The organism is Halanaerobium saccharolyticum (genome assembly GCF_004362045.1).
GTDB lineage: Bacteria > Bacillota > Halanaerobiia > Halanaerobiales > Halanaerobiaceae > Halanaerobium > Halanaerobium saccharolyticum_C.
On sequence record NZ_SNWX01000001.1, the window covers coordinates 284,950 to 305,102 of the forward strand.

The 20,153-nt window shown below is 35.0% G+C and carries 14 protein-coding genes; all 14 read left to right on the forward strand.

The genetic code is table 11. From position 1 onward, the window contains the following. Positions 1-41: 41 nt before the first annotated feature. The 14 genes from DFR79_RS01300 (at position 42) to DFR79_RS01365 (ending at position 20,139) form a co-directional block, all read left to right on the forward strand. Positions 42-956: a nucleoside hydrolase gene (locus tag DFR79_RS01300; protein WP_133513688.1), complete on the forward strand. Its 915-nt coding sequence runs from the start codon at positions 42-44 to the stop codon at positions 954-956. Positions 957-1,016: 60 nt separating this feature from the next. Then, positions 1,017-1,697, forward strand: coding sequence for a TIGR04282 family arsenosugar biosynthesis glycosyltransferase (locus DFR79_RS01305; protein ID WP_133513689.1), 681 nt, complete (start codon positions 1,017-1,019; stop codon positions 1,695-1,697). Between the two features lie 13 nt (positions 1,698-1,710). Next, positions 1,711-2,469, forward strand: a complete 759-nt coding sequence (locus DFR79_RS01310) for a YdcF family protein (RefSeq protein WP_133513690.1) — start codon at positions 1,711-1,713, stop codon at positions 2,467-2,469. Positions 2,470-2,704: 235 nt separating this feature from the next. Then, complete coding sequence (locus DFR79_RS01315; RefSeq protein WP_133513691.1) at positions 2,705-3,571, forward strand: PHP domain-containing protein; 867 nt, start codon at positions 2,705-2,707, stop codon at positions 3,569-3,571. A gap of 216 nt (positions 3,572-3,787) precedes the next feature. Beyond that, complete coding sequence (locus tag DFR79_RS01320; RefSeq protein ID WP_133513692.1) at positions 3,788-4,795, forward strand: isocitrate/isopropylmalate dehydrogenase family protein; 1,008 nt, start codon at positions 3,788-3,790, stop codon at positions 4,793-4,795. 128 nt (positions 4,796-4,923) lie between these two features. Further along, positions 4,924-7,485 carry an aconitase family protein gene (locus tag DFR79_RS01325; protein ID WP_133513693.1) on the forward strand — a complete coding sequence of 854 codons (2,562 nt, stop codon included), beginning with the start codon at positions 4,924-4,926 and terminating at the stop codon, positions 7,483-7,485. A 257-nt stretch (positions 7,486-7,742) separates the two neighbouring features. Beyond that, on the forward strand, positions 7,743-9,776 hold the full coding sequence (locus DFR79_RS01330; protein WP_133513694.1) for an ATP-dependent helicase: 2,034 nt from the start codon (positions 7,743-7,745) through the stop codon (positions 9,774-9,776). Positions 9,777-10,010: 234 nt separating this feature from the next. After that, positions 10,011-10,295 carry a hypothetical protein gene (locus tag DFR79_RS01335; protein ID WP_133513695.1) on the forward strand — a complete coding sequence of 95 codons (285 nt, stop codon included), beginning with the start codon at positions 10,011-10,013 and terminating at the stop codon, positions 10,293-10,295. A gap of 171 nt (positions 10,296-10,466) precedes the next feature. Then, the gene (locus DFR79_RS01340) at positions 10,467-11,813 is read left to right on the forward strand and encodes a radical SAM/SPASM domain-containing protein (RefSeq protein ID WP_133513696.1); all 1,347 of its coding nucleotides are present in this window, start codon (positions 10,467-10,469) and stop codon (positions 11,811-11,813) included. A 24-nt stretch (positions 11,814-11,837) separates the two neighbouring features. Beyond that, a complete protein-coding gene (locus DFR79_RS01345) occupies positions 11,838-13,001 on the forward strand; it encodes an ABC transporter substrate-binding protein (RefSeq protein WP_133513697.1) in 1,164 nt (387 codons plus the stop codon). Next, positions 12,994-13,935: an NHLP bacteriocin system secretion protein gene (locus DFR79_RS01350; RefSeq protein ID WP_133513698.1), complete on the forward strand. Its 942-nt coding sequence runs from the start codon at positions 12,994-12,996 to the stop codon at positions 13,933-13,935. The genes DFR79_RS01345 and DFR79_RS01350 overlap by 8 nt, the downstream gene beginning before the upstream one ends. Positions 13,936-13,937: 2 nt before the next feature. Then, the gene (locus DFR79_RS01355) at positions 13,938-16,127 is read left to right on the forward strand and encodes an NHLP family bacteriocin export ABC transporter peptidase/permease/ATPase subunit (protein ID WP_208107471.1); all 2,190 of its coding nucleotides are present in this window, start codon (positions 13,938-13,940) and stop codon (positions 16,125-16,127) included. Positions 16,128-16,149: 22 nt separating this feature from the next. Then, a complete protein-coding gene (locus DFR79_RS01360; RefSeq protein WP_133513699.1) occupies positions 16,150-18,333 on the forward strand; it encodes an NHLP bacteriocin export ABC transporter permease/ATPase subunit in 2,184 nt (727 codons plus the stop codon). Between the two features lie 114 nt (positions 18,334-18,447). Then, the gene (locus tag DFR79_RS01365) at positions 18,448-20,139 is read left to right on the forward strand and encodes a sensor histidine kinase (RefSeq protein WP_133513700.1); all 1,692 of its coding nucleotides are present in this window, start codon (positions 18,448-18,450) and stop codon (positions 20,137-20,139) included. Positions 20,140-20,153: the final 14 nt, after the last annotated feature.

Consider the following 20,153-nt stretch of genomic DNA (forward strand, 5'->3'; position numbering starts at 1 on the left):
ATTAAGAAAGCTTAGAAAAAATTGACTCTTAGGAGGATAAAATGAAAAAAGTAATTTTAGATTGTGATAACACAATGGGACTGGAAAAGAAAGAGGTAGATGACGGTCTTGCATTTTTATTTCTGCTGGGGAGAGAAGATATTGACTTAATGGGTGTAACCAGTGTCTTTGGCAACAGCAGTTTGGAAGATACTTATCAGACTACCGAGGGAATGCTCAATGATTTTAAATTAAAAGATAAAATTAAACATTTTAAAGGGGCTGCAGAGGCCGGTGACCACCAGACAGAAGCAGCAGAATATCTGGCTCAAATCGCTGCTGAAAATAAAAATGAGATAACTTTAATTGCGATTGGACCCCTGACAAATCTCTATGCTGCCTGGAAGATTGATTCCAATTTCTTTAAAAACTTAAAAGAAATTATAATTATGGGTGGGGTAACTGAACTGCTCCAGTTTGGTGAAGATACCATTGATGAGCTCAATTTTTCCAGTGATCCGGTGGCAGCCGAAAAGGTACTCAAAGCTGAGGTCCCTGTTGCTTTAATGTCCGGTAATCTCTGTCTGGCGGCTCGTTTTGGCGAAAAATCATGGCGTCGAGTTAATAGATCAAAAAATAAAGCTGTCCGCGCTTATATTAATGATAAAATTGAACACTGGTATCAATATTCTTCCGAGATGATCGGTCTAACAGGTTTTTATATGTGGGATGTTGTGGCAGTAGTTTATATGAATGCCCCCGAGATTTTCCCCTATAATAAACGAAAATTTGTTTCCACGGTTGAGGATTTAGAGATTGGTCAAATTAAAACAGAAAAAATAGATGGTCGGCTGCAGGAGGCAGGAGTAATCAATTTACCTTCTACTATCCTCGATACAAAAAGATTTAAAGACATTGCTTTTGCAGCCTGGGATAATATAGAAATAGTGCCGGAAGGTTATAACAACGCTGAATAAAGATGAACTGCAGATATGTTGTGACACAGATTAGCTAAAAGTAGACAGGAGGAGATTATTTTGCAGGCTGCACTAGTATTAATGAGCAGACCCCCAATACCGGGAAAAACTAAAACAGGACTTGAAAGTCATCTAAAAAAAGAAGAATGTGCTGAGCTGCATCAAGCTTTTTTAAAAGATATAAATACTAATTTTTTAAATCTTAAAAAAGTATATTCCCGGCTTGATTTATATCTCAGCCATACTCCAGCTGCTTCTTTTCAGTTTACAGATGTTATTGGGGATCAATTTGTGAGAATACCACAGCGGGGAAAAAATTTGGGCGAAAAAATGTATTATGCAATTTTTGATGCCTATCAGAAAAGCAATCTTCCTGTGCTTATCACTGGTTATGAGCTGCCGCTGTTGGATATCGATATTTTTACAGAAGCCCTGGCCGGTTTAAAAGAAAGAGATTTAGTTATTGGTCCTTCTCAGGCTGAAGGCTATTATCTGATCGGGATGAAAAAACCGCAAAAGTTTCTCTTTGACTTTGAAAACCGGGGAAATTCTTCAGTTTTAGAAAAGACTATCAGAGAAGCCAGCAGGCACAATTTAAAGAGCCATTTTCTTCCTGAAGCATCAGATGTGGATACTTTTAAAGAACTGCTGCAGTTAAGATCTGAACTTATAAAAAGGGAAGTTGACTCAAATTATCCTCAAAACACACAAAAAATAATTAGAAAAATTTTTGACTATTAATTAGGAGGTTTATATGCTTGCCCTGGAGAAAATTGTGGCCTCTTTTATAATGCCACCGGGATTATTTATATTATTACTGCTTGTACTTACCTTATATTTATTTAAAAAATCAGATTCCGGTTTAATAAAGTTATTAACTGTATTTTTACTTCTTTTTTTCTTTTTTCTTTCCACTGCTTTTGGAGTCCAGCTTCTGCTCCATCCCCTGGAAAATTATGCTGAACAAATTTCAGTTAATGCTTTCGAAAGTTATCCCATTGTAGTCCTCGGAGGAGGTCTCAATTATTACTCTGAAACAGAAGCAAAACCATCAGTACACAGCCTGCAGCGGCTGGTAAAAGGATATCAGCTGCATCGAAGATTAAATACACCTTTGATTTATTCAGGTGGAGTTGCAATCGGACAGGATAAAATATCGGAAGCTGATGCTGCTGGCGAATTACTGCAGTCATTAGGAATGGATTTAGAATTTTATATCAGTGAAGATCAGGCCCAGTCAACATTTGAGAACGCTGCTTATTTAAAAAGATGGATTGAGGAAAATGAGGTAGAGAAAGTTTATCTTGTAACTTCGGCTTATCATATTCTGCGTTCAGCTGCTGTGTTTGAGGCTCAGAATATTGATTTTCTGGCAGTCCACTCCGGATTTATCTCTGACCATCAGTTTAGCTGGCTTGATTATCTACCAAATAGAGGTGCCTTAACTGCTAATCTTTCTGCTATCCATGAATGGGTAGGTCTGGCCTGGTATTATTTTCGAGGACGAATTTAAATTTGCGTAGATATGAACTTTTATGTATTCCTTCAGGCTCTGTTAATTGAGCCTGGTTTTTAGACTGAGTAAATTATTTTAGATTAATTTCTAAACTTTAATGATTTTTTAAACTTTTTCTGATAAACTATAAGTGTACCTTAGAGAGAGTATTTAAAACAAAAGAGTAGAGAGTATCAAATCTCTTTTTAAGAAAATTTAAGCAAAAAACTACTCTTAAGGAGCTTGATATTTTATGTCCAAAGATATGTTTAAGCAGAGAAAGAAAATTGATCTACACATGCACACAACTGCCTCTGATGGAGCTTCAACTCCAGCAGAACTTGTGGAAAAATGTATAGAATTAGGTCTGGAAACTATTGCCGTAACTGATCACGATAACCTAACCTCAGTTGAGGAAATGCAGCAGCTGGGCCAGGAAGAAGGTCTAAATGTTGTAGCTGGTATAGAAATTTCTACTTACAGAGGAGATGCAGAATACCATATTTTAGGATATTTTGTTGATCCCGAAAATGATGCTTTATTGGGTTTAACAGAAGCAATTCTGGATTCCCGGGTCGAAAGGACCCACAAAATGATAGAAAAACTGACCGAAATGGGTTATCCCCTGGAATTTAAGGATGTCAAAAAATATGCTACCGGTGTCAGCCTCGGCCGCCCCCATGTGGCCAGAGCTATGATTGATAAAGGCTATATTGAGGAAATAGGAGATGCCTTTACTCAAGAATTTATTGCAGGTGGTGGAAAAGCTTATGTGGAAAAGAAAAATATTCTTCCTGCTGAAGCGATAGAAGTTATTTTAAAAGCAGAAGGAATACCGGTAATTGCCCATCCCTATATTATTAATCACGGTCAGGCCCTGGATAAAGAAGAAATTGCCCGTCTAAAAAGTGTGGGTTTGAGAGGTGTGGAAGTCTATCAGACCAAACATAACGAAAAAACTACAAAGAAATATAAAAAAATAGCAGAGGAACTGGATCTTTTAGTTACAGGTGGATCTGATTATCATGGTGAAAACTCACCCGGAATTTTACCTGGAGATTGTGGTATGACAGAGGCAGAATTTGCGGAGCTGGAAAGTTATGCCCATTCTATGCTATAATATATATCAGTCATCAAGAGCAGGCTGATTGAACTTTAAGCTGAAGCCGGAGTAAAATCCGGCTTTTTTTAAGCTAAATCTATTAGAAAGCTGAAAAGATGAAGCTTTAAAATTAGTTCAATTTATCATTGCAGTTGATGTTTTTTATTTAAAATAATTTTTCAAAAAATAATTTGGATGATTTTTAAATTTAAAAAGGAGTAGTGAGTAAAGAGGATGCATAAGGTAACGATGATTGCTGGAGATGGAATTGGACCCGAAATTTCGGAGGCTGTGGCAGAAATAATTGCAGCTGCCGGAGTTGAGATTAACTGGGATAAGGTGGAAGCCGGGGCTGGAGTAATGGAGAAATATGGAACTCCACTGCCCGAAGAAGTTTTTAAGTCAATTAGAAAAAACAGGGTGGCTTTAAAAGGACCGATTACAACCCCTGTGGGCAGTGGGTTTAGAAGTGTTAATGTTGCTATCCGCAAAGAATTAAATTTATATGCTAATGTCCGCCCACTTAAGGTCCATGCGAAAAAATTTGCTAAAGATGAAAATATTGATATGGTCGTTTTCAGAGAAAATACTGAAGGTCTTTATGTGGGAATTGAACATTATGTCGGTGATCAGGCAGCAGAAAGCATTAAAATCATCACCCGCAAGGCTTCCCGCAAAATTACCGAACGAGCTTTTGAATATGCAGTCCGCGAAGGCCGCAAAAAAGTGACAGCTGTTCATAAAGCCAATATTTTAAAATTCAGTGACGGCCTCTTTTTAGAAGAAGCGCGTAAGGTTGCTGCAAAATATAAGGAGACCCACCCCGAAATAGAGTTTGATGATAAAATTGTTGATAATATGTGTATGCAGATGGTGCAGTATCCGGAGCAGTATGATGTTCTAGTGATGCCCAATTTATACGGAGATATTGTTTCTGACCTGGGTGCAGGTTTAATCGGTGGTCTGGGGCTGGCTCCGGGAATGAATCTCGGTGATGATCTGGCAGTATTTGAAGCAGTTCACGGTAGTGCACCTGATATTGCCGGTCAGAATAAAGCCAATCCAGTGGCTCTGCTTTTTTCAGCAGTTTTAATGCTTAAACATCTGGGAGAAACTAAGGCAGCAGCTAGAATTGAGACTGCAGTTACTGAAGTTTTAAATCAGGGAGAGGTTTTAACCGGAGATTTAGGAGGCACTGCTTCAACTGATCAAATTACTGCAGCGATTATTTCCAGACTATAATTAATATAATTTTTATCCCTGCTGAATTTAAATTGTGTTCAAAAACTTAATTCAGATTAATTTAGGATAACTTATTACTTGAGACAGCAATTTGTAATGATCTACGATAAGGAAGGAGAGATTGATTTATGGAAGCTAATTTAGAAATTTTATTAGATTGTTTAGAAGAATATAAAAAGAAGGCAGTAGAGAGAAAAAATGCTTATGGACTTGATCCCAGACCCCTGGAGGCAGAAGAGGTAGAAGCTCTTTTTGCCGGTTTAAAAGTTGAAGGTTTAGAGAATAAGACTTTTACCATATTTGAGGAAGAAAGACTGGATCAACTGGTGTTGAGATTAATTGCAGAAGAAGTAAAAAGAGGAACTTTCCCTGCCTCTCATGCCAAGGCAGAGGGACTGGCAGATTTAATTAAGGAAGCAAAAATTAGAGAAGAAGAAAATCCTTATTTAGAATCGGAAGCGGCATTAGAACTGCTGGCAGAGATGAAAGGTGGGGCAGCCACCTCTCGCCTGATTGATTTATTTGCCAAAGAGATCTATCGAGATCAGATTACAGAAATTTTAAAAGAGACTGTTCTTGTCACAAAGGCTGATTTTGAAAAGTTAGAGGAACTGGCAGCGGAAAATCCTCATTTTATAAAAAATATTGAAAATTTGATGTTGAGCTGGGCTTATAGAGATTTTGCTGAAGACTGGGAACTGGAGGACCAATATCAGGGCCTAACTTTAAGAGTTGGTGACAATATTACAACTGGACACTTAAGTCCATCAAAAAATGCCAACAGCAGAACCGACCAGCCGAGGCATGCTCAATTTGTAATGGATGGACGTGAGGATGAGGAAGACCTCTGGGGTAGATTGGAACAGCTCAAAGATCAGACAGCTGAAGGAGAGACCATTTTCTTTACAGCCGGTAAGGCGCTGGGAGAAGGTTCATCTCGTAAGTCTGCAACATATACCATGCAGCAGCTCCTGGGTCAGCCGGCAGCCGGAGAACCGGAAAAGAAAAAAGGTGGGGTTGTGGCTGCTAAGAGTTTTGCTCCTATCTTTAAAGAGTCACTGGTTGCCTCTGGAATTCTACCTTTAGAAGTCGATACAGCAGAGATTGAAGAAGGAGACAGCCTTAAAGTTGATTTGCAGACTCAAAAACTGTTAGTTAATGACCAGCTTGAACTTGAGATTGAATTACCAATTGATTATAAACTGAAAAAAATTGCAGCTGGAGGTATGACCTATTTTGATGCCGGTAATCAGCTGCAGACAATGGCCTTAGACTTTTGTGAGCAGCATGGACTTAAAACTGGAGAGGTCAAAACTCCGGCTGAGCAGAATGTGATTGAAGAAGATTCCAGACCTCCACAGACACTGGCTCAGAAAATTGTAGCTCATAATCGTCTTGACGGTAAAGATACTATTCTACCGGGGGAGACGGCTCAGGTTAAAATGAGAGGTGCTTTTTCTCAGGATACAACCGGGCCGATGACTATGGATGAGTATCAGTCAATGGCAGGAGAAGATTTTGGAGCTGAATTTGTAGTCCAGTCTTTATGCCATACCGGTGAGTGTCCCTCCAGTGCAGAAAGAGATACCCACAAATTTTTACATGACTTTGTCACCGAGCGCGGGGGAGTCTGTCTGCAGACTGGAGAAGGAATTATCCATACTATAGGTAACCGTTTTGTTCTGCCGACAGATGTGATTGTTGGTGGAGATTCTCATACCAGAACTCCCCGCGGGATTTCTTTCCCGGCGGCCTCAGATATAGTTGCTGGAGTTATGAAATACGGTAAACAGGATTTAACCATGGACGAATCAGTTAAAGTTAAATTTACCGGTCAGCCGCCGGAAGGTATTACGGCTCGTGATTTAGTTTCTGCTCTGGTTGTTTACGCAGAAAAAACTGTTGGTAAAGATATTTATAATGGCAGAATTATTGAGATGGAAGGTGTAGATTTCTTAAGCTCCGATGAACGCTATATTTTAACAAATGCTGTAGCAGAAAGAAGTGCTTCTGCAGGAGTTGTACCTTCTGATCAGACTACAGTAGAAACTATAAAGGAAAATCTGGAATATTTAAAATCTCGTCCTGATGCAGATTCTTCTCCTTCAGTTAAAAATACCATTCAGGCAGTTGAGGAGTATCTGGAGGAGCCTGTCTTGTTTGCAGCTGATGAGGACGCAGAATATGCAGCTGAAATTATAATTCCTCTGGAGGAACTTTCCGAACCTCTGGTTGCCAAACCACATCATCCGGATAATGTAGCTCCTTTAAGTGAGGTTGAGGGAGAGCAGATTGATGAGGTTTATATTGGCAGCTGTGTTGGTGGAGATTTAAAAAGTATTCAGGAAGCAGCAGCAGTAATTTCCGGCCATCAGATCCCACAGGATCTGAACGTGGTAGTTGGACCTGCCTCCCGTGATATTTACGAGGAATTGATTGTAGATGGAACTATGGAAAGGCTGACTAGAGCTGGTGCAACAGTGATTATGCCCGGCTGTGGATTATGTATGGGGAACAAGCGCCGGATTGGTTCAGGTGCTACTGCCTTTACCACCACCACCCGCAACTATCAGTCGCGAATCGGACCAGCAGATTCCCGCACCTATCTCGGCAGTGCTCAGGTAGCAGGCTGTGTGGCAGTACTGGGACATATCCCGAGTCCTGAGGAGTATTTTAAGTTATATAAATAAACGTGCAGGTACCGTTTACGGGACCAATTATTTCCAGTTAATTTAATAAAGAGAAAATCAAACAGCAGCTGATTTATTTTGGCTGCTGTTTTTAATAAGCTATTTCAGTAATTAACCTTGTAATTTGACCTAAAGTTCTATATAATTATAAATCGCTGCACCAGAAATATTAGCTGTCTGCTGATTATCAATTTTAATTAGCAGGCGGCTTTCTTTTGTTTTAAATTATAGAATTCTGACAATTGAAGGAGCCTAAAATGAGCCATTTATTAAATGATCTAAACCCAAAACAAAAAATTGCTGCCCAGACTTTAAAAGGGGCAGTTTTAGTTCTTGCTGGAGCCGGAAGTGGAAAGACCAGGACTTTAACCTACAGGACAGCTAATTTGATTGAGAATGGTGTCAGTCCCCAAAACATACTGACAGTAACTTTTACCAATCGGGCAGCAGATGATATGAAAGCTAAAATAAGCAAATTAATTGGATCAGAGATTATAGATGAGATGAACCTGGGTACTTTCCACAGTATTTGTCTTAAGATACTGCGGGAAAATCTAAAAAAGGTCAACCGATCAGAAGGTTGTTTGATTTATGATACTAAAGATTCGACTGCAATTGTGGAAGATATTATATTTGATTTTGGTCTGGAAGAAACTGAATATGAGCCAAAGATTGTTTTTAATATCATCTCGAAGGCCAAAATGGAATTAGTTCTGCCAGCTGATCTGGTAGATGAGTATGCGCAGCCAGATAATCAGGGATCTGAACATTTTTATCAAATTGTGAGCAGAATTTATAAAGAGTATGAGCGGGTGCTGACAAATAACAATTGTTTTGATTTCAATGATCTGATCAAAAAGACAATAGAACTCCTGGAATCGGATCAGGAAATTTTAAATAAATATCAAAATCAATTTATGTACATTCAGGTTGATGAGTATCAGGATGTAAATCACTCTCAGTATCATCTGATTTCTCTGCTGGCCCGACCGCAGAATAATATATTTGTAGTTGGTGATGACTGGCAGGGTATTTATGGTTTTCGGGGAGCTGATATCAGCAATATTCTGGAGTTTGAACATGACTATCCTGAGGCTGAGGTGATTAAACTTGAGCGCAATTACCGCAGCTCCAATAATATTATTTCGGCATCTAATCAGCTGATCAATAATAACAGTCAAAATAAAGTTAAAGAAGCCTGGACTGAAGCAGATGATGGAGCCCCAATCTTTGTGGCCCGGGCAGAAAGTCCCCTGGTGGAGGCAAAATATATCTGCAAACGGATCAATCATTTAGTTGATTTTTATAACTATAAACTGAGTGATATTGTTATTTTATGCCGCAGTCACTTTCAATCAATGCAGCTGCAGAATCAGCTGCCCAAATTTAGAATTCCCCACCAGCTGGTAGGAGGAGTTAGCTTTTTTGACCGCCAGGAAATCCGCTATTTTGTTAATTATCTTAAACTGCTGGTTAATCCCAATGATCGACTGGCACTAAAGCGATTATTTAGAATTGAGGTCCATGGAGTTGGAGAAATCCTGCTGAGCGAGATCACTAAATATGCTCGCGAAAATAAAATGAAAATTACTGATGTTTTTGAGAGTCCGACTGTAGTAAAAGGGATAGGTAATAATAAAGCTGCAAATATTATTGAATTTCAGCGGCGGGTGATTGACAGCATCTTTGATCTGCGAGAAGAAAAGCTGCCAATGCATAAGAAGGCAGTGGAACTCTATGCTCGAGTTGATTTTGATCAGAATGTGCTGGCAGAACTTGATGATCCTGAGGGAAGAAAAAAATATATGAATATGTTTTTAGAAGATATGGCTGACTTTCAGAAAAATAAACCCGGGCGTGGACTTTATGATTATCTGTTAATTAATAAACTGATTGCAGATAAGGATATTACTGAAGATACTCAAGAAAAGGTAAAGGTGATGACAGCTCATTCGGCTAAAGGACTGGAGTTTCCGGTAGTTTTTATTATCGGAGCCGAGGAAGAGGTTTTTCCCCATTTAAAGAGTCTGGAAGAAAAGGCAGCAGGTTTAAATCCCTATGCAGTCGAAGAAGAGCGGCGTTTATTTTATGTGGCAATGACCCGGGCGGAAAAATTACTATTTATTTCCTTTGCCAACAGGAAGGTTTCTGGAGACCAGGGCCAGTATAAGCAGATTGTACCTTCCAGATTTTTATATGAACTGCCGGAACAGCGGCTTGATTTTACCAGTGTTGAAGCTAAAAAAGGTGGATCAGGGATTCAGATGCGAAAAAATGTAGAAGTGATTTGATAGGGTTGATAGGGTACCGGGTACTTGGAAATAATTTCCAAGTACCCGGTACCAAATATACTGTACTTTTTTTCGTCTGAACTGTCCTAAAGTACAGTTGTATTAATCTAAAAGTGTGCTAGAATTAAATTAGAGTTAAGCAAGAAGATAAAAAAAAAGAAGTAAGTCAAATTCGAATTAAAGCTTTTGTAAAATTCAGAAGCTTTAAAATAATAATCAAGGAGAGTGGTATTTATGGCAATGAGTAAAGAAGAAGTTAAGGCAGCAGTTGTTGAAGTTATGAAAAAGGCATCGATTGACAAGGATTTTCGTAATATGGTTTTAGATGATCCAGCAGAGGCTCTTGCAGAAGTAAGTGGTGGTAAAAAGCTTCCAGATGGTTACAAACTTAGTTTTGTAGAGGGGGATCCAGAAGCAGATGAAACTCTTACTTTACCTAAACTACAGGCAGATTTAAGTGATGAAGATTTAGAGGAGGTTTCTGCAGCTGGTTTTTGTACTATTATGTATTTTGGCTAGTAAAATAAAAAATTAGATTTTTGATAGAAATGGTATGATTTATTAGAAGCAGTAGGAGTTCTAAAATAACTTTTACTGCTTTTAATATTATTAAAACTTTGTTCAAAAGTTTAATTATAATCATTAAATTTAAATTAATGACTATAAAATTATTTTCTGGAGGCTTAAACAATGAATAATAAAAATACATCTCTGCAAAATTTACACTGGTCAAAATATAATAAAATATTAAAATCCAAAAAATACGGCTATTTACTTTATAATTCTCTAACTAACAGTCTTGCCAATCTGGATAATGGTACTTATTCTGAAATACAAAAGATTAAAAAAGATCCCAAAAATTATGATTACAGTAAAAAACCGATGCTTTATTTACAACTTTTACAGAATAAAATTTTAGCAGCTCCTAATGAAGAAGAAGATACAATTAATCAGCGCAAACTAAAAAAAAGACAGCAGCAGTATGACAGTCACAAACTAACCTTAGCAATTGCACCTACTACTGCCTGTAATTTTAACTGCAGTTATTGTTTTGAAGCCAATAAAAAATCATCTTTTATTACAGAGGAAATAGAAAATGAAATTATTAATTTTATTAAAAGATTTTTTCCTTTAAAAGGAATGCACATTAACTGGTATGGAGGAGAACCACTCCTGGCATTTGATAAGATTAAAAGTTTAAATAAAAAAATTGAAGATTTAGATGTCCCTTATCAGTCAAGTATAATAACTAACGGCTATCTTTTCGATACAAATAAAATTAAAGAGTTAAAGGACTTAAAACTACAGCTGCTGCAGATTACTGTAGATGGGCCAGCAGAAATCCATAATCAGCGGCGTACTTTAAAAAATGGAAAAGGTACTTATCAACAAATAATGAATAACATATCTGAAATTTTAAGCTCAGACTGGACCGGCATTTTAAAATTAAGAGTTAATGTTGATCGAAATAATCTTCAAAGTTTTGCTGAATTTTATCAAAAAACTAAAAAGGAATTTCCTTCTGAACAGTTAAAAATTTATCCAGGAATTATAAGTGATTTGAGTCAGGATAACTTAGATCTCGGCTGTGCCTTTGATCGAGCTGAAGAAATGAATTTTTACTTAAAATTATTTGAAGATTATGGTATTAAAGCTGATTCCTTTTATCCTGCAAGAAAAGTTCAAAGCTGTATTGCAGACACAAAAAACGCCTATGTTATTGGTCCTACAGGTAATCTTTATAAATGTTTAAATGATATAGGTGTGGAAAAAATGAAAGTTGGAAACATAACAAATCAGCAAGTAGAGAATAGAGATTTATTATCAAGGTATCTCATAGCTTCTGATCACTATCAAATAGAAGAATGCAAAAATTGCTTTTATCTTCCTGTTTGTAATGGAGGTTGTCCTAAAAAAAGAATAAAAAACTTAGCTGGAGATAAAAATGAAGACTTTTGTCTGAAATTTAAGGGTAATTTTAAAAAAATGCTGGAAACTTATTATCAAATAAAAATGGAGAATAATGAAAGTAACTAAAGACTTAGGAAAGTAGGTGATCAGGTGCTAAAAACTATAAAAATTATTTTTATTATGGTTTTCGCCTCAATTATTTTAAGTGGCTGCACAAATGATTTAAATACTGAAAGCAGTCAGGAGTTCATAAAAATAGCGGCGGTATATCCTGTGAATCAAATTGATACTACTACCGCTTTTTGGAACGGCATAGAATTAGCTGTTAGAGAAATAAATCAAAATGGTGGTATTAATAATAAGGAACTAGTAGTAGAAAAATATGATGACTCTGCTTCTGTAACAGAAGGGCTCGAAATTGCAGAAGTTTTGAGTCAAGACCAGGAAATTAAAGCAGTCATTGGACACTGGAATTCCAGTGTGACTTTAGCAGCAGCGGCAATCTATGAAGAGAATAAAAAAATAATGATTACACCTGCTTCTACATCTCCCAGAATAAATCAACAGGGATATAAATATATTTTTCAGCATATTTCAGATGACAAAAAATTTGCAGAAATGATGGCAGAGCTTGCCTTAAAAGAAAATTATAAAAGAATAGCAGTTTATTATGCTGATGATGAATATGGATTTGAGCTTTCAAACTATTTTATTAGATCTGCAGAAAATAAGAAAATAAATATTATAGATCGGATCCCAATAGTTATTGAGCGGGAGAGAGTTTTTAAACTTTTAGAAAAGTGGGAAGTTCTGGATGTAGAGGCTGTATTTATTGCAGATGTTCTTTCTGAGAGTGGTAGAATTCTCCGTCTATTTGCTGATGCAGATAGTGAACTGCCAGTTATTTCTGCGACAGGTTTTAATCGGAAAAACTTTATCAAAGATTACAGTCATTATCTTCCTGTTAGTTATTTAAGTACCACCTTTAATCCAGAGAGCAGTAATGAAAATACACAAAATTTTATAAACTCATATAAAAAGGAATATAATGATCTACCTGATATGTGGAGTGCCCATGCTTACGAAATCATTGGAATCTTGGCTGAAGTGTTAAAGAAATCAGACATGAATTCTGCAGTTGATATTGCTGAAAATTTAAAACAGATTTCCAAATTTAAAGGGTTAACAGGAGATTTGAATTATAGTCAAACTGGAGTATTAAAAGGACAGGATAAATATATAAAAATCATTAAAGAGGGTAAAATTTCTTACATGATAAATTCTGAAATGGTTGGAGGAATTTATAATGAGTGATAATAAAATTTTTGCTAGTTTTTCAAAGGAAGAAATGCACTCACCAGAAAATTTAAATCAGCTTATAAAAATTGTTTCCCGGAAAGATATTTTTGTTTCTCTAGCATTTTTCTTGATTTTGATAGTTTTTATTAGCTGGAGTATATTGGGGAATATACCCAGTAGGATTAGTGGCACAGGGGTTTTAATGGCAGGTGGTGGGATTAAAGATATCAGCCATAATTTTGAAGGTTTAATTACAGACATAAGTGTTCGAGAAGGAGATTTAATTGAAGCAGGAGATATTGTAGCGAGAATTGATCAGGCTGAATTAATTGATAAAATTAAAGAATCTAAATTAGGATTAGAGCAAAATAATATTCAAGATCAGGAAGAACTATTCTCTGAAATAAAAAAGATGCAGGCTGAATATGGGGATAGATCTCAGGTAAAAACTGATTTTTCTGGTCGTGTATTAGAAATTGAGTTTAATAGAGGAGATTATCTTAATCAACATCAAACACTTCTTAGTCTGGAAGAACATAAAGCTGCTGAAAGAGAACTAGAGGGATTTATTTATGTTTCAGCTTTCGAAGGTAAAAAAATTAAAAGGGGAATGGATGTTAAAATTTCTCCTACTTTTTTAAAAAAAGAAGAATATGGCTTCATACTGGCTAAAGTTATTAAAGTTTCTGATTTTCCTGTCTCAAAAAGCAGATTAAATAAAATTTTTGGCAGCACAGGTCTATCAGAAATGTTTGAGAATAGGCAGGGGATTGTAGAACTTCAGGTGGAATTGATAACAAATAAAGATAATTTTTCCGGCTTAGAATGGACATCTGGAAGTGGACCAGAACTTAAAATAAGCAGCGGTAGTCTTTGTGATGCTCTGATAATAGTAGATCAGCAAAAACCAATAGAGTTATTATTCCCTCTAAATTTAGGAGGTGAATAATCTTGCTGAAAATATTAAATAAAGTAATTAAAAAACTTAAATTTTATAAAAATAGAATCAAAGTTCCTACAGTGCTTCAAATGGAGGGAGTAGAATGTGGAGCAGCCTCACTGGCAATGATATTAGCCTATCATGGAAGATTTGTACCTTTAGAGAAATTAAGAATAGAGTGTGGAGTTTCTAGAGATGGAAGTAAAGCCAGCAATATTTTAAAGGCAGCACGCAATTATAATTTGAATGCTTATGGAAAAAGAGTACTTCCTGAAAAGTTAAGAAATAGAAAAGAACCGGCAATTATTTTCTGGAATTATAATCATTTTTTAGTTTTTGAGGCTTATCATAATGGGAAATTTTATCTAAATGATCCGGGAGTTGGTCCCAGACAGGTAAATAGTGAAGAATTCAATAAAGCTTTTACTGGCATAGCATTATTTTTTGAGAAAGCTAAAGAATTTGAAAAAGGTGGTAACAAAAAAAGTACAGTTAAATCACTTTTGAAGAGATTGGAAGCCTCAAAACTTGCATTATTTAATATTTTCTTTATAAGTTTAATGCTGGTGATACCAGGACTTCTTATTCCTATATTTTCTCGTATTTTTATAGATGAAATTTTAATTAAAAATAATATTGACTGGAGAAGCGCTCTTTTATTTGGGATGATAGGTACTGCTTTTTTTCGAGGTCTTTTAACCTGGTTTCAACAGCATTATTTATTAAAACTTGAGAGCAAAGTTTCGATTAGCAGTTCAGCCAAATATTTATGGCATATTTTAAGACTTCCTATTGAATTTTTTAGTCAAAGAAGTGCTGGTGATATAAGTAGTAGAGTAAGTAGTAATAATAAAATTGCTGTTTTATTATCTCGAGAGCTGGCTACAACTTTTTTTAGTTTAATTACAATTGTTTTTTACTTTTTTTTGATGTTAAAATATGATCCGCTTTTAACTTTGATTGGAGTTACAGCAGCTGTGATTAATTTCATCTTATTATATTATTTTTCAAAAAAAAGAGAAGTCACTAACACAAGACTTTTAATTGATAGAGGTAAAATGATGGGGGTTTCGATGTCAGGACTGGAAATAATTGAAACTTTAAAAGCCACTGCTTCTGAATCCGATTTTTTTGCTCAGTTGTCAGGTTATCATGTTCGAGCAGTCAATTCTGAGCAGGAATTAGAACAAACAACCCGTTATCTTGCTTCGGTACCAGAATTTTTAAAATTGCTTACAATAGTATTGATCTTAATAATTGGCACCTATAGAGTATTGAATGGCTATTTAAGTATAGGTATGCTTGTTGCATTTCAGTCTTTAATGATTGCATTTATGGTTCCCGTAGGGAATTTAGTAAACTTAGGCAGCACTGTTCAGGAAATTAAAGGAGATTTAAAAAGGCTGGATGATGTGATGGATTATCCGGTTGATCCGAATACAGAAAAAGAAGAAGACTATAGTAACTTTCCTAAAAAATCATTAAGTGGGAGAATAAGTATTAAAAATTTAACTTTTGGTTATAATCCGTTGGAAGAACCCCTGATAAAAGACTTCAATCTGGAGTTAGAACCAGGTTTTAGAGTTGCTCTGGTTGGTGGTTCTGGCAGCGGGAAATCTACAATTGCTAAATTAATTACTGGTTTATATAAACCATGGGATGGTAAGATTTTGTTTGATGGAAAAGAGCAAATTGAAATACCAGAACTAATTTTTACTGATTCTCTTTCCTTTGTTGATCAAGAAATTACTGTTTTTTCTGGTACTGTAGCTGAAAATCTGAGTCTCTGGGACTCTACAATATCAGAGTCTGATTTAATTAAAGCAGCTAAAGATGCCTGTATTCACTCTGTAATTACCGCTAGAGAAAATGGTTATGATTCTCTACTGGTAGAGGGAGGAAAGAATTTTAGTGGTGGAGAAAAACAGAGATTAGAAATTGCTCGTTCTTTAGTTAATAACCCTAATATCCTGGTTATGGATGAGGCAACAAGTGCTTTAGATCCTAAAACTGAATTAGAAGTTGATAAAAATATTAAGCGCCGCCGATGCACCAGTATTATAGTTGCACATCGCTTGAGTACTATTAGAGATTGTGATGAAATCATTGTTTTAAAAAATGGTGAAATAGTACAGCGGGGTACTCATGAAGAACTGATAGCTGAAGCAGGAGAATATGCCGAGCTGGTTAATTTAACGTAGAATTTTTAAGGAGGTGTGAGGAATGGAAAAAGAAGAATTTGATAAAAAATTTCTTCAAAAAAAAGAGCAGGAAAACAAACATATGCAGGCTGCATTAACTAAAATTTTAAATATAATTGATCAGAAAAATAATTCATCAGAGATGTTACTTCTGAGTAATGACTCTCCTCTCTTAACAGCATTTAGTTTAGTAGCAGATTATCATAATATTAAAATTGAAGCAATTCCTGAAAAGTCAAAGACAGATTTAAAAAGCATTTGTGATGTTGTAGGTGTTAGATACAGGCAGGTTTTACTTGAAGGTGACTGGTGGCAGCAGGATTCTGGACCTCTGATTGCTTATCTTAAAGCAGATCAATCACCTGTTGCCTTATTACCAGAATCTAATGGTAAATACACTTTATATAATCCCTTAACAAAAGCAACCCAAAAGGTTGATGTTGATCTGGCTGAAAAATTAAAAAAAACAGCAATTTATATTTATAAATCTTTTCCAAATAAAGCCCTGACGACTAAAGACCTACTGCTTTTTGGACGCCAGAGCTTTAGTTTAAAAGATATATTATTTTTATTTTTAAGTGGAATAATGGGAGGAATTTTAGCTTTAGCAATTCCGAGAGCTTCTGCTATTATATTTAATGTTATAATCCCTGAAGGAGAAAAAGGAGAGATCTGGCAGCTTGCTGTAATCTTACTTGCCGCTGTTATAGCAAAATCTCTTTTTGAGCTAACACGTTCATTTTCTTTTGTTCACATAAAAAACAAACTTTCTTTTTCACTTCATGCTGCTGTCTGGGATAGAATTTTAGCACTTCCTGTTTCTTTTTTCAAAGATCATCAGGCTGGTGAGCTGGCACAAAAAGCGATGGGTATAATTAAAATAAAGGATTTATTTAATGATCTGGTAATTACTTCAATTTTAGCTGGATTATTTTCGGTTTTTTATTATTTATTTATGTTTTCGATCTCACCTGGTCTGACGCTTACAGTAACTTTGATAATTTTATTAACATTTCTACTAACTTTGAGTCTTGCCCTGCTGCAGTTAAAATATAAACGGGAGTTACAAAAAGAAATAAACCAATTATCAGCTTATCTTTTTCAAGTTATCAGTGGAATTTCAAAAATCAGGGCGGCAGCAGCGGAAAATAGATTTTTCTTTCACTGGACAGAAAAATTCACCAGACAGAGAAAGCTAACTTTAAAGGCACAGAGTTTTGATAATTATTTAACTGCTTTTACTGCCTTTTTACCACTTGTTTCCGCAGTTTTTATTTTTTATTTTGTTTCGGTAAATGAAATTTTAAGCATAGGAGATTTTATCGCTTTTAATGCAGCGTTTATTGCTTTTCAGGCCGCGATTATTTCTTTAAGTTTATCATTGATAAAAGTTTTAGATGCCAGAATATATTTAGACAATATGAAATGCATTTTGAAAACACTACCTGAAGACACTGAAAGAAAAAAAATAGTATCTAACTTTGAAGGTGAAATTGAAGTTAATAATTTAAGCTTTAAATATAAGAATAATGAAAATCAAATTTTGGAGAATCTGAACTTTAAAATTAAGCCTGGAGAGTATGTAGCTTTTGTTGGTCCCTCAGGCAGTGGAAAATCAACTCTACTTCGCCTTTTACTTGGTTTTGAAAAAGCACAAATAGGTAGTATTTATTATGATGATTATAATTTAGATAAATTGAGTGTTAAGGAACTTAGAAAAGAATTGGGAATAGTGCTGCAGGACAGTCAATTGATGAGTGGTAGTATCTATAGTAATATTATAGGTTCCAGCATTGATTTAAATGTAGAAGATGCCTGGAAAGCAGCAAGAGCAGCAGGATTGGAAGATGATATAAGAAATATGCCGATGGGAATGCATACTATTATTAATCAGGGACAGCAGAGTTTATCTGGCGGCCAGAAACAGAGACTTTTAATTGCCCGTGCTGTAGTGAAAAAGCCGAAATTAATATTTTTTGATGAAGCGACAAGTGCACTTGATAACAAGACTCAATCTTTAGTTACTACTGCTATGAATCAATTTAAAGCAACAAAGATTATTATTGCCCATCGCTTGAGTACAATAAAAGAATGTGATCGGATTTTTGTTTTAGCTAATGGCAGAATTGTAGAGACCGGAGATTATAAATCTTTAATAAAAAAAGGTGGTCTTTTTAAAAATCTTGTAGAAAGACAAATGGTATAAAAATCATCTACTTTCATAAATTTTTATTATTTTAAAAGGAGATATTCTTTTTGTGAAGAAATAGATAATTAAGTTTGACTTTTTATAATTTTTAATTAATTTAGGGGGAAAAAAATGAATTATCACTTTGTTCCCTATTTAATACCACTTGCAATATCGTTTACTGTTATGATAATTCTAGCATTTTATAGTTACAAAAATTGTAACGTTAAAGGGGCAAAAGCTTTTGTTTTAAATATGATTCTGGGAGCAATTTGGGCAGGAGCTAATGCTCTGGAAATGGCAGGAAGTGATTTTTCTACTAAGATTATCTGGGCTAATTTACAATACCTGGTTTATGCTTTTGCACCCTTAGTCTGGTTAACTATGGTACTGCAGTTTAGCAGCCGTGAAAATCTAGTTAATAAAAAAAATTTGGTATTGATGTCAATTATACCTGTGATTACAGTTTTTTTGGCCTGGACAGATCAATATCATGGGTTAATTAGATCTAATTTTGCCTTAAAAATGGCTGCTAATTTTAGTTACATTACTAAAGATTATGGTCCCTGGTTCTGGGTGCATTTTGTTTACAGCTATTTTCTTAATCTTTCGACAGTATATTTTTTACTTAAAACTGTCTGGTTAAATAATAAGGCATATCGAAAGCAGGCATTTTATCTTTTGACTGGTTTTTTGATTTTAATGATTAGTAACTTTTTATATGTAAGTAAATTGACACCTCTACCAGAATTTGATTTTTCTCCGATTACTATTAGTATTTCCGGTTTAATAATAGCCAGAGGTATTTTTCATTTCCGTTTATTTGATATTGTGCCTGTTGCTAGAGCAACTGTAATTGAAAATATTAATTCCGGTATGATTGTAATTGACACCCAGAATAGAATAATAGATATTAATCCTAAAGCTGAATCAATGTTTAAGATAAAAAATGAAGATATTTATGGAAAAAATTTAAAAGACTTATCAGTCCAATTAGTAAATATTTATGAAGATATGAAAAATGAACAAAATCAGCAGCAGGAATTAACTTATTTTGATCAGAAAAATAAACATTATTATGAACTTTTTATCTCTACTATAAAAGATTATCGGCAGAAAAAAGCAGCAGATATTCTTATAATTAATGATGTTAGTAAAGTAAAAAAAGCGCGGGACCAGATAATTAAACAGCAGCAGAAGCTTGCAGTTAAAGAGGAAAGAGAAAGACTGTCTAGAGATTTACATGATAATTTAGGTCAAGTACTTAGTTTTTCCAATGTACAAATTCAGGCAGCCCGGAAAGAACTAAAAAATGAAAACTTCAAAAAAACTGATAGATATTTAAAAAGGCTTAACCAGATTATAAATAATGCTCATAAAGATGTTCGAGAATATGCTTACAGTATTAGAAATGATTATTACAGTAAGCAGAATATTAATCAACTTTTTAAAAATGAAATTTCTTATTTTGAAAATAACTGTCATCTAGTAATTAAAACAAAATTCAAAGAAAAATTTAATTATAATTTTGGAACTGAAGAGATAACTCAGCTGCATTTTATTTTAAAAGAGGCTCTGACAAATATTCTAAAACATGCAGAAGCAGAGATTATCTGGGTTGAATTGGTAGAGGAAAACGGAATAAAGTTAGTTATTAAGGATAACGGAAAAGGAATTACAGTTGAAGATTATAATTCAGGATCAGGTTTAAGTATTATGAAGGAAAGAACACATTTAATTGGAGGCGTTTTTAAAATAAATTCTGAACCACAAAAAGGTACATCTATTATTGTTAACCTGTCAAATCTAGAAAGTAGTATTTAAATTTAAAGGGGGGT